Consider the following 20,734-nt stretch of genomic DNA (forward strand, 5'->3'; position numbering starts at 1 on the left):
ACCACGATCCGCTTTCGTCGGCCTTGTGGGCCCTTGTCACGAAGAACGAAAGATTCAGCGGCGGGACGAAGCGGTTCGGCTTGCGAAAGGCGGCGCGGCCGCGTCGGCCGTGCGCAATTCGCTCTCCATTTCCCCGCGGAATCGCGGGAGGTAGTGAGGACACTCGCGCCGGACGAAGGCGATAAGGCCTTCGCGCACCTTGCAGCGCAGGTCCCACGACTTGCCGGAATCGGCCGAGCTTACCAGGGCGCGCAACTGCATTGCCCTCTCGTTGCTATCGACCACCTGAAGCACACACACACGCCCGTCCCACTCCGGCGCGGCCTTGCAGAGCCGCTCCAGTTCCGCGCGCAGTGGATCGAGCGGCAGCCCGTAGTCGAACCACAACATGACCGAGCCGAGGATCTGCGAACTGGTGCGGGTCCAGTTCTGGAACGGGTTCTCGATGAAATATTGCAGCGGCACGATCATCCGCCGTTCGTCCCATATGCGCACGACGACGTACGTGCTGGTGATTTCCTCCACCTTGCCCCATTCACCTTCCACGATCACCACGTCGTCGATGCGAATGGGCTGCGTGAGCGCGATCTGGATGCCGGCGATGAGGTTTCCGAGCACGGGTTTGGCGGCGAGGCCGACGGCGAGACCGGCAAGGCCGGCGGACGCGAGAAGGCTAGCCCCGAATTGGCGCACTGCAGGAAATGTCATCAAGGCCACGCCGATACCGAGCACCACCGCAACCACCATCGCCGTGCGGCTAAGAACGCGCACCTGCGTCTGCAGGCGCCGCGCGCGCAGGTTGTCCGCGAGATCGATGGGGTTGAAGCGCGACACGGTGGCTTCGAGGGCGCCCACGCAGCGCACAGCGAACCACGTGCAGACAGCGATCAGGGCGACGGCGAGCACATGCTCGAGTCCGTCGACCAGGCGCGCGGGCTCGTCGGGCGCGGCGCGGAATGCGAGGAGCAGCATCGCCAGGGGAAGGATCGCCTCCAACGGGGCGTTCGCCCGCGCGACGATCGAGGCGCCCATGGGATGACGGAGGGCAAAGCGACGCAGCAGCACCTGCGTCAGCCTCCGGAAGATACCCGCGGCAGCCAGCGCGACCACGACGATCAGCGCAAAGCGCGTCCACGGATGCGCGAAGTCCAGCATCCAGTCGGGAAAGTTCATGGAACCCTAGCCTAAAGGTGCGGATGTCCACGTTTTGTCGGTACTGTAAAATTCTTGTATGGCGACACACCTGACCACTGAACGCTTCATCCTTCCCGACATGCTGCAACACGGGCTGCGAGTGGTGTTCTGCGGTACGGCGGCCGGGACACGCTCGGCGCGCGAAGGGGCGTATTACGCCCACCCAGGCAACATGTTCTGGCGCACATTGTTTGCGGTGGGACTGACACCGCGGCAACTCGCGCCGGCCGAGTACCCGTTGCTACCGGGTTTCGGCATCGGCCTCACGGACCTGTCGAAGTTCCATTACGGCAACGACGCCGAACTGCCCATCGACGCATTCGACGTCGCCGCATTGCGCGACAAGATCGAACACTTCGCTCCCGATGTCGTCGCGTTTACCAGCAAGCACGGCGGCACGGCCGCTCTGGGTAAAGGCATCGCCTATGGCCTGCAGGAAAAGCGGTTCGGCGGCGCGCGCGCTTTCGTGCTTCCCTCGCCTTCCGGCCAGGCGCGAAGATCGTGGGACCTGCGCGCATGGCAATCCCTGGCGGACTTCGTGACGGCTCAGCCTCCCGGTGTGGAGCGATAGGCGCGAACGTCGGCGGGAGATACCGCGGTTGCCTTGTTCGACCAGGCCTGCCGGATATAGGTCACCACGGCCGCCACGTCCTGGTCGGTCAGTTTCTGCGTGAAGGGCGGCATCGAGTACGGGCGAGGATTGTCGTTGGTGGCGGGAGCGAAGCCGCCTGACAACACGATGCGAATGGCATTGATGCCGGTGGGCTCCGTGACCGTGCCATTGCCGGCCAACGCCGGATACGCCTCGCCCTTCCCGCGTCCGTCGTCCGCATGGCAGGTGGCGCACTGCTGCGCGTAGACCTTCTGGCCCTGCAGCGCCAACTCACGTGCGCCGACCGCCGACTCGCGCTGCTGTTGCGGACCGCGGTCCGGCAAGGACTTCAGGTAGGTCGCCATGGCCGCCAGATCGCCGTCGTCGAGATGCTGGGTGCTGCGCATCACCACCTCGGCCATCGGTCCCGCGGCCGTTCCCTTTGCCGAATGGCCGGTTTTCAGCAGGGCGATCACGTCGGCCTCGGTCCATCCGGCGAGGCCGCCATGCGGTCCCATCGAGAGATCGGGCGCGTACCAGTTCTGCACGGGCACGACGCCGCCCGCGAGGAAGGGCTCCGTCACCATGGCGCCGAAACTGTTGCGGCGTGCGTGGCACTCGTTGCAGTGGCCCAGCCCTTCCACGAGGTAAGCCCCGCGGTTCCACGCCGCCGATCGCTTCGGATCGGGCGTGTATTCGCCGTCGTCGAAATAGAGAGTTCGCCACGCGCCCATGAGGGAGCGCACGCGATACGGCCAACGCAGCGTGTTGGGCGTCTCAGCGCTTTTCACCGCCGGAAGGCTGCGCAGGTACGCGAAGATGGCGTCCGTGTCCGCACGCGTCACCTTGGTGTACGAAGTGAACGGAAAGGCCGGATAGAGCGACGTGCCATCGTGGGCGATGCCGGAATGCATGGCGCGATAGAAATCGTCGGGGGTCCAGTCGCCGAGGCCCGTCTCGCGATCCGGCGTGAGGTTCGGCGAGGGTATCGCACCGAACGGCGTGGGTACGACGACGCCGCCCGCGAACGGTTTCCCGTTGCGCGATGTATGGCAGGCGGCACAATCGCCCAGCGTGGCCAGGTACTGACCTCGCTGCACGTCGGCGGTGGCGCATGCTGCGGTGGCGGCGAACATCAGCGCGAAGCAGGTGAACAGACGGCTGTATATCTTCATGGCTCAGCCTCCCAGAACGCCGCAATGGAGCGGCGGCTTGACGCTGCCCGCCGGTTCCGCATGCGCGTCGACAGGCACCGGACGCTGGGCCAGCCACGCGGCCACGGCGCTGATGTCGGCATCGCTCAGGCGGCCCGCGATCGTAGCCATGCAGTCCGGTGCCACCGTGCTGCGCGTATCCGTGCGCCACGCACCGATCTGCGCGCTGATGTAGTCGTAGGGCAATCCGACGAGGCCCGGAATGTCGGGCTGCACTCCCGTCAAGTTGGGACCATGGCAAGCCATGCACGCGGGCACGCCACGGGCGGGGTCGCCGCGTGTCGCGAGTTCTTCGCCACGAGCCATCGCGGCGGGAGTGGTAGGAGGCACGGGATGCTGCGCATAGGGCACGTCCTGCGCCGCGAAGTACTCGGCGATCTCCCGCATGTAAGCATCGGTAAGCGGGGCGACCATGTATTCCATGATCTCGTAATGACGGAGTCCACGCTGGAAGTCCTGCATCTGCCGGTGCAGGTAGCCGGCGGGCTTGCCGGCCAGGCGTGGATTGAAGCCGTTGTCCCCGCCTTCGCCATGCTCGCCATGACAGCTGGTGCAGGCGGCGATGCGCTGGGCCAGGGTATCGGGCACGGTCCGCGCATCGGCGACCGGTGCCGGAACGGCACAGAACACGACGGCCGCGACGAGCAGCCGGCGAAGGAGACGACGCATGTGGCACTCCCTGGCGTAACGTTGGCGGGCCCGCGAATGGCTACGGTGCGGGCATGGCTTTGGGCCAGTATATGCCCCGAGGCATCCGGTTAAGATAGGTGCGACGCTTCGTCCAATCGCAGGGGGATAACGATGCAGCATCACTGGACCAGGCCTTTGGCCCTCGCCGCCGTCGTGGGGCTGTCGTTGCACATGGCTTCCGCGGCCCGGGCCCGTGACGCGGGAGAGGACGACGCTTTCGCCTCCATCGCCACCGTGCAGGCCGCTTATGCCTCGGGTGCACTTACGCCGGAAGGCCTGACACGCCTCTTCCTCGACCGGATCGCGAAAATCGACAAGGCCGGCCCCCGGGTGAACGCCGTGCTGGAAACGAACCCCGATGCGCTGCAGATCGCGCGCAAGGCGGGAAGCAAGGGTTCGCTCGCCGGCATTCCCATCCTGCTGAAAGACAACATCGACACCGGCGACCGCATGATGACCAGCGCCGGCTCGCTTGCCCTCGCGATGAAGCCGGCGCCGCGCGATTCGGAGGTGGCCGCCCGGCTGCGGAAAGCGGGGGCGATCATCCTCGGCAAGACCAACCTCAGCGAGTGGGCGAACATGCGCTCCAACCACGCCACCAGTGGCTGGACGGGGCGCGGCGGCCTCACCGTGAATCCATACGTGCTCGATCGCAACGCCTGCGGTTCAAGCGCGGGCTCCGGCGCCGCGATTGCCGCCGGCCTGGCCACGGCGGCCATCGGCAGCGAGACGGACGGCTCGATCATCTGCCCTGCATCGATGACCGGCCTCGTCGGCATCAAGCCTACGGTGGGCCTGGTCAGCCGCACGGGCATCGTGCCCATCTCGCATAGCCAGGACACCGCCGGGCCGATGGCGCGCAGTGTCGTGGACGCGGCGGCGGTGCTGAGTGCCATCGCCGGCTCCGATACCCGCGACCCCGCCACTGCCGAGGCGGACAAGCACGCCACCGATTACACGAAATTCCTCGACCCGAACGCACTGCGCGGCAAGCGCATCGGCGTGGTGCGTGCGTTGGCCGGCATCGAGCCGAATGCGGATCGCGCGCTCGAACACACCATCGCGCTGCTCAGGGCACAGGGTGCGACCGTGGTCGACAATGTGGAGCTCCCGCACCTGAAGGAATTGAGCGAACACGAGATCGACGTGCTCCTCTATGAATTCAAGCACGACATCGGCGCATACCTCGCCACGCGCCCCGACCAGCCGATGAAGACGCTCTCCGACCTCATCGCGTTCAACACGCGCGAGGCAGCCAGGGAAATGCCGTGGTTCGGACAGGAACTGTTCCTCGCCGCGCAGGCCAAGGGCGAGCTGGACGACCCGAAATACATCGAGATGCGCGACAAGAACAAGCGGCTTGCGGGCCCGGAAGGTATCGACGCCGCGCTCAGGAAAGACAAGCTGGACGCGTTGCTCGCACCGAGCTGGGGCCCGGCGTTCGTCAACGACCTGGTGCTTGGCGACCATGTGGTGAGTGGCGATCCGACCGTTGGCGGGGTTTCCGCGCCGGCGGCCATCGCGGGCTATCCGTCGATCACCTTGCCCGTGGAATTCGCGCACGAACTGCCGATCGGCGTGGTGTTCTTCGGCGCGAAGTGGAGCGAGCCGACGCTCATTGCCATCGCGTATGGCGTGGAGCAGAAGACGAAAGCCTTTCGCCGGCCTGAGTACCTGCCGACGTTACCCGTCCGCTGACGCCGCTCCAAGACCCGGCCGGCGCGCGGCACTGTGGGGGTACCGGTGAATTCCACCGGCGCTTCCACAGGAGATACCCAAATGCAATTCCTTGCAGGATCCGGCGCCCGGCGTAACGCCACCTTGGCCTTGGCGTTGGTGCTGACCGCAACCGCCGCGCCCGCGCAGAACGTAGAGCCATCGCCCCGCCGCACCCCGACGGCAGACGACGCCTATCGGTCCATCGAAAGCCTTCGCCAGGCCTTCGCCACGGGCGAACTCACGCCGCTGGACATGACCCTGTTGTTCCAACAGCGCATCGAGTCCATCGACAAGACCGGTCCCGCCATCCGCGCGGTCCTGGAAACGAATCCCGATGCCGCTCCGGCTGCCCATGTCGCCGGAAGCACCTATCGGACGGGACTACAGCAAGCGTTGACCGGCATTCCCGTCCTCATCAAGGACAACGTCGAGACAGGCGGTCGCATGCGAACCACTGCGGGTTCACTGGCATTCGATCAGCCATCGCGAAAGGACGCCACCATCGTCGCGAAACTTCGCGAGGCCGGCGCCATCATCCTCGGCAAGGCGAACCTTTCGGAATGGTCCGGCTTCCGGGGGTCTTCGGCCCTGCATGGATGGTCGGCGCGTGGCGGACTCACGAAAAATCCTTTCGTCCTCAACTGGTCTCCGAGGGGGTCCAGTTCAGGCTCGGCCGCCGGCGTGGCCGCAGGGCTCGCCACGGTGGCCATCGGAACGGAAACCTATGGTTCCATCGTGGGCCCGGCCCAGGCCATGGGGCTGGTGGGCCTCAAGCCAACCGTCGGGCTGGTGAGCAGGGCTGGTATCGTGCCGGTCTCGTACGCACAGGACTCGCCCGGACCCATCGCACGCAGTGTGGCGGACGCAGCCGCGTTATTGAACGTGATTGCAGGAAGCGATCCGGGGGACCCGCTGACCGCGAATGCCGACCGGCATGTGACGAACTACACGCGTTTCGCGGATCCCGCCCTGGTCCGCGGTAAACGGATAGGTGTGCTGCGGCTCCCCGCGGATGAAAACGTACTTACGGTTCTCGCCATACAACAGGCCACCCGTGCCCTCGCAGACCGAGGCGCCACCATTATCGAGAACGTGGATATCCCGTCCATGGACGGGCTCCTCGAAGACCAGGAGGCCGTCCTTCTTGCCGAATTCAAGCACGATATCGCGGCTTACCTGTCCACGCGCATCGAGCAACCACTTCGGACCCTGGACGACCTGATCGCGTTCAACGAGCGCGAGGCGACAAGGGAGCTCGCGCACTTCGGGCAGGAGGTCTTTCTCGCGGCGCGGGGGGCTCTGTCAGTGGACGATCCAAGCTATTTCGAGAGGCGCATTCGGGCAACGAGGAAGGCCGGGCCGGAAGGCATCGACGCCGTGCTGGCGGAGCACGATCTCGATGCTGTGATAGCCACGCAATCGTCGATGGTGATGCCTTCGGTCGCAGGTTATCCCGTGATGACCGTCTCTACCGGCCTTGTCGAAGATGTGCCTATCGGCGTCTTCCTGTTCGGAACGAAGTGGAGTGAGCCCAACCTCATTTCCATCGGGAGCGCGATCGAAAGCGGGCGTGGAGCGTTCAACCGGCCGAAATTCGTACCGTCGCTGCCTCTTAACGATAGCGCCAGTCAAGCCCCGTGGGAGCTTTAGGATTCATTGCTTCGCTAAACCTGGAAACGGCAGGAGCGCGCTTGTGAAACTACCCGTGGAAGGCGGACGAGCGTCCAACTTCCAGGGGTGGTTCACAAGCGCGCTCCGGCGGCCGATCAGGCCGGAACGGCGCTCTTGTTCGCGAACTCCCGCACGATCGGCGCGAGCTTCGGATCTTCCAGGGCCATCGCCATCGTGGCGCGCACGAGGCCTGCCTTGTTACCGCAGTCGAACCGGGTACCTTCGAAACGGTACGCCAGCACCCTGCCCTTGTCCTTCAGCAGGTTCTCGATGGCGTCGGTGAGCTGGATCTCGCCACCCGCGCCTTCCTTCGTGTTCTTGAGGTAGTCGAAGATCTCGGACGGCAGCACGTAGCGGCCCACCACGGCGAGGTTCGACGGCGCATCCGCCGGTTTCGGTTTCTCCACCATGTGCGTGATGACGTTGGCGCGGTCGCTGAGCTGTTCCTTCGCATCCACGATGCCGTACTTGTCCGTGTCCTTCTCGGGCACTTCCTCCACGGCGATGACGCCGGCCTGGTAGGCATCCGCCACCTCGGCCATCTGGCGCAGCGCACCCTTGCCCTTGTTCCAGATCAGGTCGTCGGGGAGCATGATGCCGAAGCGCTCGTTGCCAACCACGGGAGCGGCGCGGAGCACCGCATCACCGAGGCCGAGGGCCTCAGGCTGTGTAACGAACACGCAACGTACGTGGCGCGGAAGGATGCCGCGAAGGATGGCGAGCAGCTCTTCCTTGTTCTTCTCGGCGAGCTTTTCCTCGAGTTCGTACGCCTTGTCGAAATAGTCGGCGATCGCGTGCTTGTAGCGGTTGGTGACGAACACCAGCGTATCGGCGCCCGCATCCACGGCCTCGTCCACCGCATATTGGATCAGCGGACGGTCCAGCACCGGCAGCATTTCCTTGGCCACCACCTTCGTCGCGGGAAGGAATCGCGTACCGAGGCCGGCTACGGGAAATACGACCTTGCGCAGGGGTTGGGTCATGCAATGTCTCCACTTTCGTTACGGCGTAGCGGCAGCACGTTGTCGGTCTGCGGCTCGCTCCAACGGAAGGACGGCAGCAATTGCGACACGCACCGGCGCAGGGTTTCTTCGTCGAACGCCGACACGGCCTCCTCGGCGCGTGCCAGCTGCGTCTGCAGCAGTTCCCAGGACACCTGGCGATGCTGTGCCTGGAAGATCTTCGCGTGGGTGGTGCTCGTGTAGTTCTCCAGCGGATGGAACAGTTCCTCGAACAACTTCTCGCCGGAGCGCAGCCCCGTGTACACGATCTGGATGTCCGAGCCCGGCCGCTTGCCCGCCAGGCGGATCATCTGCTCGGCGAGGTCGCGGATTTTCACCGGATCGCCCATGTCGAGCGCGAAGATCTCGCCACCCTTGCCGAGACTGGCCGCCTGGAGGATCAGCTGGCAGGCCTCGGGAATGGTCATGAAGTAGCGCGAGATCTCCGGATGGGTGATGGTCACCGGGCCGCCCTGCCGGATCTGCCGGCGGAACAGCGGGACCACCGAACCGGCGGAGTCCAGCACGTTACCGAATCGCACCGTGATGAAACGTGTCGAAGTATGCGCTGCGAGATTCTGGCACCAGATTTCGGCCATGCGCTTGCAGGCGCCCATCACCGAGGTGGGGTTCACGGCCTTGTCGGTGGAAATGAGGACGAACGACTCCGCGCGGCAGCGCACTGCGGCATCGGCCACGACGCGCGTGCCGAGGACGTTGTTGCGGAACGCTTCGCGCAACTGGCTCTGGAGCATGGGCACATGCTTGTATGCCGCGGCGTGGAAGACGATCTGCGGCTGGGTTTCCTCGAAGAGCCGGTTCACCGCCATCGCGTCGCGGGCGTCGGTCAGCACCCCGTTGAAGATGAGCTCCGGATAGGCCGAGGTCAGTTCCTGGCCGATGCGGTAGAGGTTGTATTCGGAGATCTCCACCACCGTGAGCGAACTGGCGCCCAGGCGTGCCACCTGCCGGCAGAGTTCCGAGCCGATCGAGCCGCCGCCGCCCGTGACGAGCACGCGGCGGCCGCTGATGTTCTCGCGAATGGCCGTCCAGTCCAGCTCCACCGCGTCGCGGCCGAGCAGGTCTTCGATGGCCACTTCCTTGATCTCGTTGAACTGCGCGCGGCCGGCGACCACGTCTTCGAGACGGGGCACCGTCCGGAACGGCAGGCCGGTGCTTTCGCAGAACGCAACGATGCGGCGCATCTGCGCCGTCGTGGCACCGGGCACGGCAATCAGCAGCATCTGCACCGCCACGGCCTTCGACAACTCGGCCAGCTGGTCGACGGTACCCAGCACCGGAATGCCGCCGATCTGCGCGCCGCGCAGGGCGAGGTTGTCGTCGACGAAACCGATGACGCTGTAGCGGCTGTCACGGCGCAGGTCTCGCGAGAGCGCCTCGCCGGCACGGTCGGCACCGACGATGAGCACGCGCTTGGTGGGCACCGACTGGAACAGGTCGATGCGGCTATCCTTCCAGAACCGGTAGCTGAGCCGCGGAAGCCCGAGGAGCACCACCAGTACCACCGGATATACCAGCAGCACCGAGCGCGGCACGCCATCGAGGCGCGCATACATGACCATGGCAAGGCCGATGATCAGCGCGCCGATGACGGTGGCGCGGATGATGTTCCAGAGATCGGGGAGGCTCGCGAAACGCCACACCCCCTTGTACAGCCCGGTCCAGTTGAAGACCGCGCCCTGGACCAGGAGCACGATGGGGAACTCCATCGGCAGGTAGGTCACCGGAGCGAGGTCCGGCATCAACGCGTAACGCAATGCCTTGGCGATCCACCACGCGAGCGCGGACATGGCCAGGTCGTGTGCGACGACCGCCGTGCGCGGATGAATGATGCCGATGAACTTACGCAGAAACATGTCGCTCCCTTCGACGCAAGCCGTAACGCTTGCCAGTACGCCAAACCGCTGCCCCCAACACGTACACCGCCCCGAAACAGGCTGGCGCCGCCGCTGGCGAGCGGAACGCGATCCATGCGACGGGAACACAGACGAGAACGTTCCAGGCGAGGTAGCCCGTGGCTACTCTCCGATGTGGCGCGCCCCGTCTCACGAGCCACTGATAAAGGTGTTCGCGGTGCGGAGTGTACCAGCGCGCACCGCGCAGCATTCGCACGAGCAGCGTCAAGGTCGCGTCGATGACGAACGCGGACGAGAAAATCAGCGCCGGCCAGAGCAAGTTCGTGCGAAATGCCCACAACATCGCGGAAAGAGCGAACACTAGGAGCCCCAGCGTGCCGCTGCCCACGTCACCCATGAAGATGCGCGCCGGGGAACGGTTGAACCACCAGAAGCCGAGGGCCGCCGCGGCCATGGCCAGCCCGGCGAACGCCATGGCGGGATTGCCGGCCGCCCAGGCGAGCGCCGCGGCGCACGCCCCGAAGAACATGGCCTGCTGGGCGGCGAGACCGTCGATGCCGTCCATGAAGTTGTGCAGGTTGATCGACCATACGCCGGCCAAGAGGAGCGGGACGGCCCACCACAGGGTCGACGTGCCCGAGGCGATGGCGACGCACAGCAGCAGCGTGGCCGCCAGCTGAATCAGCAGGCGGGGCCGGATCGGCAGCGAGCCGTGATCGTCCAGCCAGCCGATGGCGGCCACGGCCATGGTGGCGACGGTGAAGGCACCCACCGTGCCCGCTCCGGGCGACCCGGGCAGGAGCAGCAGGCACGCCGGCATGCCGACGAGGGCGCCGAGGACAATGCCGATGCCGCCGCCACGCGGGGTGGGCAAGGTGTGCGAACGCCGGCGGCCGGGCGTGTCGAGCATGCCGCGCCGATGGGCATAGGCAATGGCCACGCGCACGCTGGCGAAAGAAACGACGAAAGCCGCCACGACACAGCCGATCGACAGCGACGCGACGTCGGTGGAGAAAGGTGTCATTCGTTCGCGACGCCGTGGATGGGGCGCACCGTGCCCCAGCTCTTGCAACTCGGGCACTGCCAGTGGTGCGCCTTGGCACCGAAGCCGCAACGGCTGCAGCGATACATGGCCTGGCCCTCGAGGAGCTTGCGGGTGAGGTCGCGCAGGATGAGGTAATTCTCGCGCGCCTCGCCGGACACCTTGTCCATCGTGGCGTCGATCAAGGCCATGAGGCCGCGCACCGAAGGACGCTTGCGCAACTGACCGGTAAGGAAGTCGATGGCCGTGCGCTCGCCGTCCCTGCCTTCGTAAAGCCGCGTGAGCGCAAGCACCGGCGAAATGCCGTGGTAGCGCTCCATGATCTCGCGCAGGAACGTTTCGGCACGATCCATCTGCTGCGAGCGTGCATAGCAGTTGAGCAGCGGCGGCAGGATCTCCGGAACGAAGGCGATGTCCGCCGCGATGGCGGCCTCGTAGGACGCGATCGCCGGTTCGAGATCCCCGTCTTCGGAAGACAGCCGGCCGGCGATCATATGCGCACGCACGCAGTCTTCCTGGCAGGCGAACGCGTCGCGGATATAGTCGCGTGCCTCCTTGCGCGCCCCATGCTGGCGCGACTGCTCGGCAAGTTCGCAATAGAACTGGGCGATCATGGCCGACTCGTCTTCGCTCGTCATGGCCTCCAGGCGGCGTGCGTGGTCGATGGCCTTATGCCACTCGCGCTCGTGCTGGTAGATCGCGATGAGGTGCCGCAGCGCCGAGGGCGCCAGCGCGTCCATGGCCACCAGATCGGAGAACAGGGTTTCCGCGCGGTCGAGCAGTCCTGCCCGCATATAGTCCTCGCCCAGCTCGAGCAGGGCCACGGTCTTCATCTCGTCGGAAAGACCCTGGCGCGACACGAGGTGCTGGTGCAGGCGAATGGCGCGATCCACCTCACCGCGCTTGCGGAACAGGTTGCCCAGCGCAAGGTGGGTCTCCACCGTGTCGCGGTTGTATTCCGCCAGGCGCAGGAAAACCTCCAGCGCCTTGTCCTGTTCCTCGTTGAGGAGGTAGTTGAGGCCCCGGAAGTAGTCGGATGACAGCTCGTTCACGCGTTCGCCCGAGCGCTTCACGTGGCTTCGCCGTGCGAGCCACCAGCCACAGGCGAAAGCAAGCGGTGGAACGAGCGCCAGCAACCAGATCGGATTCATGCGGTGGTCGTGTTCTCTACCTTGCGCTCGCGCCGGCGCCGCCGGCGATGGCCCAGCGAGGTTCCGAGCCAGGCGGTCACGCCGCCGAGGATCCAGCCCAGCAGTACCGCCGAGAGCATGGCCCCGCCCTTGGGAAGGGAAAGCTGCGCGAAGCCCAGGTCGAACGACGCCAGGTCGGCGTTCAATGCGCCGAAAACGATGCCGGCGGCGATGAACAGCAATAGGAAAATGATGGCAATCAAACGCATCCGGCGACTGTACCCGAATCCTGAATGGCGTGGTGCTTCGCGGTTCGCTTTTCATACAGCTTCGCCGGGCGATTCACGAGGTAAGTGCCCCGAAAGGTGACCCTGGTTGCTGTAGGAGCCGCTATAGCGGCGAGGGGAACCTGCCTTGCGGCTTCATTCGCTCCGTGGGCTTCTCGCCGCTATAGCGGCTCCCACAGTAAAAAAAAACGCCGCGTTATTGCGCGGCGTCGGTTCCCTCGATGAGGTTCACGCGTTCGCGTAATTCCTTACCGGGTTTGAAATGCGGGACGTGCTTGCCCGGGAGCGCTACCGCCTCGCCGGTCTTGGGGTTGCGGCCCATGCGCGGCGGACGGAAGTGCAGCGCGAAACTGCCGAAGCCGCGGATCTCGATGCGCTCGCCCGTGGAGAGGGCGTGGCTCATCTGTTCCAGCACACTTTTGACGGCAAGTTCCACGTCGCTGAAGGCAAGATGGGTCTGGCGCCGCGCCAGCGCCTCGATCAATTCCGACTTTGTCATGGGTCCCCTGGTGGTTCTCGAAGCTGACGCAATGGATCGGTCAAACAACAGCGAGGGGCGGGTTTGCCGCCCCTCGCCCGACGGTTAGTCGGCCTTGTTCATCTGCTCCTTGAGGAGCGCGCCAAGCTTGGTCGTGCCACCAGCGGCGGACTGGTAGTCGGCCATGGTGTCGGCCAGATCTTCCTCGTCCTTCGCGCGGATCGACAGCTGGAGCTGACGGCCCTTGCGATCCATGCCGGTGAACTTCGCCTCGACGGCATCGCCCACCTTCAGGTACTGGGTGGCGTCGTCGACGCGTTCCTTGGCGATGTCGTTCGCACGGATGTAGCCTTCGACGCCTTCGCCGAGGTCGATGGTCGCACCCTTGGCGTCGACTTCGCGGACCGTGCCGGTCAGGACCGTGCCACGCGGATTCGTGGCCATGAACTGGCCGAACGGATCCTGCTCCATCTGCTTGATGCCGAGGGAGATGCGCTCGCGCTCCGGATCGACGGCCAGGACCACGGCCTCGACTTCGTCGCCCTTCTTGAAGTTGCGGACGAGGTCTTCACCCGAGGCCTGCCACGAGATGTCGGACAGGTGGACGAGACCGTCGATGCCGCCTTCCAGGCCGATGAAGATGCCGAAGTCGGTGATCGACTTGATCTGGCCCGACACCTTGTCGCCCTTCTTGTGCATGGCGGCGAAGGCTTCCCACGGGTTCGAGCGGGTCTGCTTGATACCGAGGGAGATACGACGACGCTCTTCGTCCACGTCGAGGACCATGACTTCGGTCTCGTCGCCGACCTGCACGACCTTGGCCGGGTTGACGTTCTTGTTGGTCCAGTCCATTTCGGACACGTGCACCAGGCCTTCGACGCCCGGCTCGATCTCGACGAAGCAGCCGTAATCGGTGACGTTGGAGACCTTGCCGAACAGGCGGCTGCCGACCGGGTAGCGGCGGGCGATGGCGACCCACGGGTCGTCGCCGAGCTGCTTCAGGCCGAGCGACACGCGGTTGCGCTCGCGGTCGTACTTGAGCACGCGGACGTCCAGCTCGTCGCCGACGTTGACGACTTCGGACGGGTGACGCACGCGCTTCCACGCCATGTCGGTGATGTGCAGCAGGCCGTCGATGCCGCCGAGGTCGACGAACGCGCCGTAATCGGTGAGGTTCTTGACCACACCCTTCACGACCGCGCCTTCGGTCAGGCGCTCGAGCAGCTTCTCGCGCTCTTCCGAGAACTCCGTCTCGACGACCGCGCGGCGGCTGACGACGACGTTGTTGCGCTTGCGGTCGAGCTTGATGATCTTGAACTCGAGGTCCTTGCCCTCGAGGTAGACCGGGTCGCGGACCGGACGCACGTCGACCAGGGAGCCCGGCAGGAACGCGCGGACGTCCTTGATGTCGACGGTGAAACCGCCCTTGACCTTGCCGGAGATCTTGCCGGTGATGGTCTCTTCCTTGTCGAACGCCTGCTCGAGGTCGTCCCACACCATCGAACGCTTGGCCTTCTCACGGGAGAGCTTGGTCTCGCCGAAGCCGTCTTCGAGCGCGTCGAGCGCGACCTTTACCTCGTCGCCCACTTCCACTTCCAGCGCGCCGGACTCGTCCTTGAACTGCTCGATGGGGACGATGCCTTCGCTCTTCAGGCCGGCGTTGATCACCACCACGTCGTTGCGGATTTCCACAACGATACCGGTGACGATGGAGCCGGGCTTCAGCTTGGAAATGGCCTGCTGGCTCTGTTCAAACAGTTCGGCAAAACTTTCAGTCATGTTGATTCCAGGGTTATGAAAGGTCGTACCCGGGCCTGCGTACCTTCGTGATCGCAGACGAACGGGGGACCCGCCGGTAGAGGGTGCTCGGAGGTACCCGGATGGGAGCCCCTGCACCGTTGCCAAGAGCCCGCGCGCACTGCGCGGACACCGATGCCGCGACGCGCCTTACGGACGCACCACGGCGAAAACTTTCGCCACCACTTCGTCGATGGGCATGCCGGTGGTATCGATGACCACGGCGCCTTCGGCGGGCTTCAACGGGGCGACCGGCCGCGACGCGTCCCGCTCGTCGCGCGCCTCGATCTCTCGCTGAAGAACTGCAAGTGTAACGCTCAGCCCCTTATCCTTCAACTGCTTATAGCGCCTTTTCGCACGCTCGGCCGCACTGGCGGTGAGGAAGAACTTATGGGCGGCCTCCGGGAAAATCACCGTCCCCATGTCCCGCCCGTCCGCCACGAGCCCCGGGGCCTTGCGGAAGGAGTGCTGGAGGTCCACCAGGGCCTCCCGGACGGAGGGGATCACGGCGATGGCCGAGGCGGCCGCTCCTGCCGTTTCCGTGCGTAGTTCGTCGGTGGCGTCGTGGCCGTTGACCAGCACCCGGGTCTCCCCGCCGTCGGCGCTGGGCTGGAAGCGGATCTTCACCGTCCGGGCGCAGCGGGTGACCGCCTCGGCGTCGGACAGGTCGATGCCCTCCTCGCCCGCCGCATAGCCCACGGCCCGGTAGAGGGCGCCGGAATCGAGCATGCGCCAGCCCAGGCGATCCGCCACCAGGCGGCTGATCGTTCCCTTGCCGGAGCCGGAGGGGCCGTCGATGGTCAGGACGGGGACGGCTGCCGGATGGGCCATGGGATCAACCTCGTTCACGAAACCGGCATGATATCGCGTCGGAGGCCCGTGCCGTCCGATGGACAGCCCCAGGGCCCCGTGCTACAAGCCCCCAACCTTCCATGCGCCACGGTTGAAGCGTTCCATGTCCGACGACCTCCGGAGCCAGTTCGAGCAGGCTTACCTGGACCTGGGCCGTCTGGGACACCGGCCGGACAACGACACCCTGCTGCGCATCTACGCCCTCTACAAGCAGGGCTCCGAGGGTGACATCCACGGGGAAAAGCCCGGCTTCTTCGATTTCGTGGGCACCGCCAAGTACGAGGCTTGGGCCACGCTGAAAGGCACCCCGCCCGAGGTGGCGATGCGCGATTACATTGCGTTGGTCAGATCGCTGGGCGGCTGAAGCAGGTTGTGGGAGCCGGCTGTGCCGGCGATCCCGCGGCAGCGGGCAGGCTCGCGGCGAGCACCCATCGCCGCTAAAGCGGCTCCCACACAAAGCCCGGTGCTCGCCGGAGAACATAGGCTCCCTGCAAATAGCTACGTCTTGCTGCTGAACCAGACCGCCATGGGCAAATCACTCATCAGGTCGGCCAGTTCGCCCTCGCCGCCGCGCGAGCGGCCAGTGCCGAGGACGTCCTGCCAGTGGGCCTTCAGTAGTGTGAGCGAGGTATTCGACCAGCGCGCGGCCGGTATCGCGGGGATATCCGCTCCCGCCAGCCACTCTGCCGTATGCCGCGCCACGGCCACCACCAGCTTCTGCCCGCGGTGTTCGCGGATGAACGCCAGCACGTGCTCCGCGGCTGGACCGGTCGCCGCCAGCGGCCGGTACGTGCCGCGGGAGAACAGCTCCGGGTGCTCCCGGCGCAGCCGAAGCAGACGCGCGATGACCGCCTGCTTGATCGCCCCATCGCGCCAGTTCGCCAGCGCTTCGGCGGGAGCCGCGTCCCGTTCCAGGGAAGCCGCCCGGGCGAGGAAGTCCACGGCCCGGCGGTTGTCCGGGTCGACGAGGCTGAAGTCCCAGTAGTCCGTTCCCTGGTAGAGATCGGGCACGCCGGGCGTGGTGAGGCGCAGCACGGTCTGGGCCAGCCCGTTCGCGGCGCCGGGCACCGCGATGTAGGCGGCGAACGCGGCGAGTTCCTCGGCACAGTCGCTGGACAGGAGACTGCGGAGGAAATCCTCGCAGGCGTCCTCGTAAGGCTCGTTCGGCGAGGTCCAGCGCGTCCAGCGCTTGGCTTCCCGAAGCGCCTTGCGCTGCCATGCCGCGATCCGCGAGGCGAAACGCTCCACGCCCTCTTCGTCGTCCGGCGCGAGGCCCAGCGGCCATGCGCCCACCAGCATCTGGTACAGCATCAGTTCGTCCGCCGCGGAGGGCGCCATCCGCCCATCCTCGGTGCGTTTGCGGAAGCCGGCGTGGCGCATGCGCCATCGGTCCACCGTCACCACCCAACGGCCGGCCACTTCCGACAGCACCGCGAGGCGTGCCCGCAGGTCTTCACCGCGCTTGTGATCGTGCGTGGCGGTCGCCAGCAGGTTGTGCGGCAGGGCGTCGGCGCGCTCCGCGCAACGCCGATGGAATTCCTCGGGGGATATCGCCAGCCGCGCGGCGTCCACGCCCACCTCGTTGCGCGAGAGAAGGCGTCCGTAGCGGTACCCGGCGGTGTCTTCCACGGCTTTCGCCGCGACGGGAGAAGTCGCCTGCTGGAAGATCGCCAGCGCGCGCTCACGGGCACGCCGCACCGGTCCCGGCGGCAGGGCACGGGGCGCCTCGCCCCCGAGCCATCCCGCGACCAGGTGCAGGAGTTCCACGTCCTCCAGCCGAATCGTGCGCAAGGCGCCCTCCACGGCGCGCGCGAACACGGCCTCGTCGAAGGCGTCGCGACCCGCGCCTCCCGCATAGGTGCGGTAGACGGGAAAATGCACCAGCAATTCCACCAGCACACGGCGGATGCCGGCCAGCGAGACGTCGCGCGTGGCGATGTCGGCACGTGCCGAGGCGAACAATGCACGCGCGGTGCGGTCCAGCTCCGCCTCGAAACTGTCCACGAGAATCTGGCGACGGGCGCGTACCGCCTGGGTCGCGAAGTCGGCGCCCTCTCCGGTGAGCTTCCGCCACAACTCGGTCAGCGGCGCTTCGCCTGCGTCGTCGTGCAGCACGGCCGACACCTGGTCCATGAACTCGTAGCCCGTGGTGCCGTCGGTACGCCAGTCGAGGCGCAGCGATTCGTCGTTGGCGAGGATCTTCTCCACCACGAGGTACGCACCATCGCGCGGCGCGTCCGCCGGACGCTGCGGACGCAGGCGCTCGAGGCGATGGCGCAGCTGGCGGCAATAGCGGCGGGGATCGGCCAGTCCGTCCACGTGGTCGCAACGCACGCCGTCGATCAATCCTTCGGCATAGAGACGGAAGATCGTCTTGTGCGTGTCTTCGAACACGGCTGTGCGCTCGATGCGCAGTCCCGCGAGCTCGTTGATGTCGAAGAAGCGCCGGTAGTTGACCATGTCGCTGGCCAGCTTCCAGAAGGCCAGCCGGTAGTGCTGGCGTTCGATAAGCTCATGCAGCGCCGCCCTGCCCTCGTCGGTGGCCGGATCGTGCGTCGCCTCGGCATCGTCGGCCAACGCCTCCGCCGACGCCGGCGACAACGGCAGATAATCGTCGTAGACCCGCAGCATCCACTGGCCGCGTCGCCGCGCGACACGCACGTGGCCTTCGCGCAGCGTGGCGTCGTAGCCGGCGCCGAGGATGGGAAGCAGCAGTCGTCCCCGCAGCAGGGGATCGGGAGCCTGCCAGTCGATGTCGAAGTAACCGGCATAACGGCTTTCCCGCCCGCGGCGCAGCACGTCCATCCACCAGGCGTTCTCGACCCCCACGCCCATGTGGTTCGGCACGATGTCCAGCACCAGGCCCATGCCATGTTCGCGGAGCGCAGCCACCAGGCGCCGCAGCGCATCCTCGCCGCCCAGTTCGGGATTCACTTCATGGCAGTCGACCACGTCATAGCCGTGCGTGGATCCGCTGCGCGCGCGCAGGATGGGCGAGGCGTAGAGATGGCTGACACCGAGCCGCGCGTAGTAACCCACTACGCCAACGGCGTCGTCGAGGGTGAACCCCGCATGGAATTGCAGGCGTGCGAGTGCCCGAGGTGGACTCATGAACGATTCCGCGTCTGGTCGATCGTGGCGCAGACGGCATGCGCGATCGGACCGTCGAAAAGGCGCGACGACGTATCCGGCATGCGCCGTCGCCAGTTGGGATGCACCGCATCGGTGGGCCCGGGAAGGTTCGGCTGCTCGTGCAGACCGAGCACGTCTTCGACGGGGAAGATCGCAAGCGGTGCCGGCGCCAGCGAGACATGATGCGCCGCGGCCCACACCACCGGCGAGATGTCGTCCGGCGCGGGCGGGGAATCCTCGTTCCAGGCGGAGCCGGAAGCGAACAGCGCATGCCAGAGCTGCGTGCGCTCGCGCTGTCGCTGCGCCGCTTCGTCCACCGCGGGATCGTCGAGTCCGGTGCGTTTGCGCCACTCCACGTCGCGCCCGCTCCACCAGCCTGCCACGGTCGGCACGTCGTGCGTGCTCGTCGTCGCCATCGCCTTGTCCGACCACGCGTCGGGTGCGATGAAGCCGCCATCCGCCGCCCGCTCGAACCACAGCACGCGAATGCCGAGCACGCCCTTGTCCGCGATGGTGTCGCGGAAGTCGGAAGGCACCGTGCCCAGGTCCTCGCCGATGACGATCGCCCGTTGCAGGTGCGACTCCAGCGCGATCAGGCGCAGTAGGTCGGTCAACGGGTAGCGCACGTAGGCACCCTCGGTGGCACCCGCGCCATGCGGAACCATCCACAGCCGCTTCAACCCCAGGACATGGTCGATGCGCACGCCGCCCGCATGCGCAAGCGCCGCGCGCAGCATGCCGATGAATCCCTGGAAGCCGCTTTCCCGCAGCCCGCGCGGCGAGAACGTAGTGAGACCCCAGTCCTGGCCCAGCCGGTTCAAGGCATCGGGCGGCGCGCCGACGGAAAGCCCGGTCAACATCTCGGCCTGGTGCGCCCAGGCGTGGCTGCCACCGGAGTCGGCACCGACGGCCAGGTCGGCGATGAGCCCGATCGCCATGCCCGCGTCGCGGGCCGCTTTCTGCGCCCCTTCGAGCCCTTGCCTGGCGAGCCATTGCAGCCATGCGTGGAACGCCACTTCACGCGAATGCTCGCGCGCGAAGGCGCGCACGCCGGCACCTTCCGGATCGTGGAACTCTGTCGGCCAGCCCTGCCAGCCGCCAGGTCGCCCGTGCGCGGTGAAGTCGGCATGCAAGGCTTCGAAACGCGCATGCCGTTCGAGCGGCTCGCCCTGTTCGCGGCGGAAGGCCATGAAGCGATCGGAGTGTGCCAGGTCCGCGGACGCGCCTTCGAAGATCGAGCGGAGGATGGTCATGCGCGCTCGTGCGGCACGTGGCCAATCGATGAGCTCGAGCCATTCCAGTTCGGCGAGTTCCTGGCGCAGGTTGTGCGAATCGACAATGGCCCGCACGGTCTGTTCGCCGCTGGTCCGCGCAGGGTCGATGTACAGGCCGTTGAGGAACAGGCGGCTCGACGGCGCGTAGGGGCTGTAGCGTTCGGGTGCCGCGGCGAACAACGCATGCAGCGGGCTGATCGCGAGTGCGTCGGCGCCCTTCTCCGCCGCCGCTTTCGCGCAGATCTCCAGCGCGGTGAAATCACCGATGCCACCGTCGCCGGGCCGCCGCAGCCCCGACACCTGCACCGCCATGCCCCAGGGACGCCGGCACGCCGTGGCTACGTCGCCTATGCCGAAGCTGCGATGCGGTGCCACGGCCAGCGTGGTTTGCTCGTCGCCGAGCCACAGCGTGTAGTAGCCGGGGAGCGAAGGTGCGTCGATGCCGCCATCGCCCGCCGGGAGGGTGCCCTCGCTCACCTGGGTGTCATCGCCGGCCACGATCTTCCACGAACGAGAGCCGGCACCCGGCGCCACGTCGATTCGCGCGCCCGCGTCGGCGGTGAGCATGCGCGGAAGACGCGCGCCGCGCCCTTCTTCGTCCAGCCGCCGCAGGCTGTCCTCCACCTCGTCCGCATGATCGGCCGGCAAGCCCAGCGCGCGAAGCACCGCGCGCAAGGTATCCGCAGGCGTCGTCTGCGGCCGATCGAGCGCGTCACGCCAGTGCACATCGACGCCGGCGCGTTCGGCCAGCAGTGCGAGGCGATCGTCGAGGGGTGCGTTCACA

The 20,734-nt window shown here is 66.5% G+C and carries 17 protein-coding genes; 4 read left to right on the top strand and 13 right to left on the bottom strand.

All coding sequences use genetic code 11. The annotated features are described in order from the left end of the window. Window positions 1–54 precede the first annotated feature (54 nt). A complete protein-coding gene (locus ACPYOD_RS02490; RefSeq protein WP_481300148.1) occupies window positions 55–1,173 on the bottom strand; it encodes a mechanosensitive ion channel family protein in 1,119 nt (372 codons plus the stop codon). Between the two features lie 58 nt (window positions 1,174–1,231). Here ACPYOD_RS02490 and ACPYOD_RS02495 point away from each other — a divergent pair, with 58 nt between their 5' ends. Continuing rightward, window positions 1,232–1,765 (top strand): mismatch-specific DNA-glycosylase, encoded by a 534-nt coding sequence (locus tag ACPYOD_RS02495; RefSeq protein WP_481300149.1) that lies wholly within the window; start codon window positions 1,232–1,234, stop codon window positions 1,763–1,765. Here the strand turns inward: ACPYOD_RS02495 and ACPYOD_RS02500 are convergent. Next, entirely contained in the window at window positions 1,741–2,961 is a 1,221-nt protein-coding gene (locus ACPYOD_RS02500; RefSeq protein WP_481300150.1) for a c-type cytochrome, read from the bottom strand. The genes ACPYOD_RS02495 and ACPYOD_RS02500 overlap by 25 nt on opposite strands. A gap of 3 nt (window positions 2,962–2,964) precedes the next feature. Further along, the gene (locus tag ACPYOD_RS02505) at window positions 2,965–3,669 is read right to left on the bottom strand and encodes a c-type cytochrome (RefSeq protein WP_481300151.1); all 705 of its coding nucleotides are present in this window, start codon (window positions 3,667–3,669) and stop codon (window positions 2,965–2,967) included. A 132-nt stretch (window positions 3,670–3,801) separates the two neighbouring features. On the opposite strand from ACPYOD_RS02505, the gene ACPYOD_RS02510 reads away from it, so the two are divergent. Both ACPYOD_RS02510 and ACPYOD_RS02515 read left to right on the top strand, forming a co-directional pair. Beyond that, complete coding sequence (locus tag ACPYOD_RS02510) at window positions 3,802–5,388, top strand: amidase (RefSeq protein ID WP_481300152.1); 1,587 nt, start codon at window positions 3,802–3,804, stop codon at window positions 5,386–5,388. A gap of 81 nt (window positions 5,389–5,469) precedes the next feature. Continuing rightward, the gene (locus ACPYOD_RS02515; RefSeq protein WP_481300153.1) at window positions 5,470–7,059 is read left to right on the top strand and encodes an amidase family protein; all 1,590 of its coding nucleotides are present in this window, start codon (window positions 5,470–5,472) and stop codon (window positions 7,057–7,059) included. Window positions 7,060–7,175: 116 nt separating this feature from the next. Here the strand turns inward: ACPYOD_RS02515 and galU are convergent, their stop codons facing one another. The 8 genes from galU to cmk form a co-directional block, all read right to left on the bottom strand. Further along, window positions 7,176–8,063: a UTP--glucose-1-phosphate uridylyltransferase GalU gene (gene galU, locus ACPYOD_RS02520; RefSeq protein WP_481300154.1), complete on the bottom strand. Its 888-nt coding sequence runs from the start codon at window positions 8,061–8,063 to the stop codon at window positions 7,176–7,178. Further along, a complete protein-coding gene (locus tag ACPYOD_RS02525) occupies window positions 8,060–9,958 on the bottom strand; it encodes a polysaccharide biosynthesis protein (protein ID WP_481300155.1) in 1,899 nt (632 codons plus the stop codon). Before ACPYOD_RS02525 ends, galU begins: the two co-directional genes overlap by 4 nt. Beyond that, window positions 9,945–10,982, bottom strand: a complete 1,038-nt coding sequence (locus ACPYOD_RS02530; RefSeq protein WP_481300156.1) for an MraY family glycosyltransferase — start codon at window positions 10,980–10,982, stop codon at window positions 9,945–9,947. Before ACPYOD_RS02530 ends, ACPYOD_RS02525 begins: the two co-directional genes overlap by 14 nt. After that, entirely contained in the window at window positions 10,979–12,151 is a 1,173-nt protein-coding gene (lapB, locus tag ACPYOD_RS02535; protein ID WP_481300157.1) for a lipopolysaccharide assembly protein LapB, read from the bottom strand. Before lapB ends, ACPYOD_RS02530 begins: the two co-directional genes overlap by 4 nt. Next, window positions 12,148–12,399 (bottom strand): lipopolysaccharide assembly protein LapA domain-containing protein, encoded by a 252-nt coding sequence (locus ACPYOD_RS02540; RefSeq protein ID WP_481300158.1) that lies wholly within the window; start codon window positions 12,397–12,399, stop codon window positions 12,148–12,150. Before ACPYOD_RS02540 ends, lapB begins: the two co-directional genes overlap by 4 nt. A 214-nt stretch (window positions 12,400–12,613) precedes the next feature. Next, window positions 12,614–12,916 (bottom strand): integration host factor subunit beta, encoded by a 303-nt coding sequence (locus ACPYOD_RS02545; RefSeq protein WP_166697931.1) that lies wholly within the window; start codon window positions 12,914–12,916, stop codon window positions 12,614–12,616. Window positions 12,917–13,000: 84 nt separating this feature from the next. Then, entirely contained in the window at window positions 13,001–14,674 is a 1,674-nt protein-coding gene (rpsA, locus tag ACPYOD_RS02550) for a 30S ribosomal protein S1 (RefSeq protein ID WP_481300159.1), read from the bottom strand. A 168-nt stretch (window positions 14,675–14,842) separates the two neighbouring features. Next, on the bottom strand, window positions 14,843–15,523 hold the full coding sequence (cmk, locus tag ACPYOD_RS02555; protein WP_481300160.1) for a (d)CMP kinase: 681 nt from the start codon (window positions 15,521–15,523) through the stop codon (window positions 14,843–14,845). A 124-nt stretch (window positions 15,524–15,647) separates the two neighbouring features. Between cmk and ACPYOD_RS02560 the strand changes: the two genes are divergently transcribed. Next, window positions 15,648–15,908 (top strand): acyl-CoA-binding protein, encoded by a 261-nt coding sequence (locus ACPYOD_RS02560; RefSeq protein WP_481300161.1) that lies wholly within the window; start codon window positions 15,648–15,650, stop codon window positions 15,906–15,908. 134 nt (window positions 15,909–16,042) lie between these two features. On the opposite strand, the gene treY is transcribed toward ACPYOD_RS02560, so the two are convergent. Both treY and malQ read right to left on the bottom strand, forming a co-directional pair. Then, a complete protein-coding gene (gene treY / locus ACPYOD_RS02565) occupies window positions 16,043–18,655 on the bottom strand; it encodes a malto-oligosyltrehalose synthase (RefSeq protein WP_481300162.1) in 2,613 nt (870 codons plus the stop codon). After that, entirely contained in the window at window positions 18,652–20,733 is a 2,082-nt protein-coding gene (malQ, locus tag ACPYOD_RS02570; protein ID WP_481300163.1) for a 4-alpha-glucanotransferase, read from the bottom strand. Before malQ ends, treY begins: the two co-directional genes overlap by 4 nt. Between the last annotated feature and the right edge of the window lies 1 nt (window position 20,734).

The organism is Luteibacter sp. HAY1-4A, assembly GCF_056755355.1.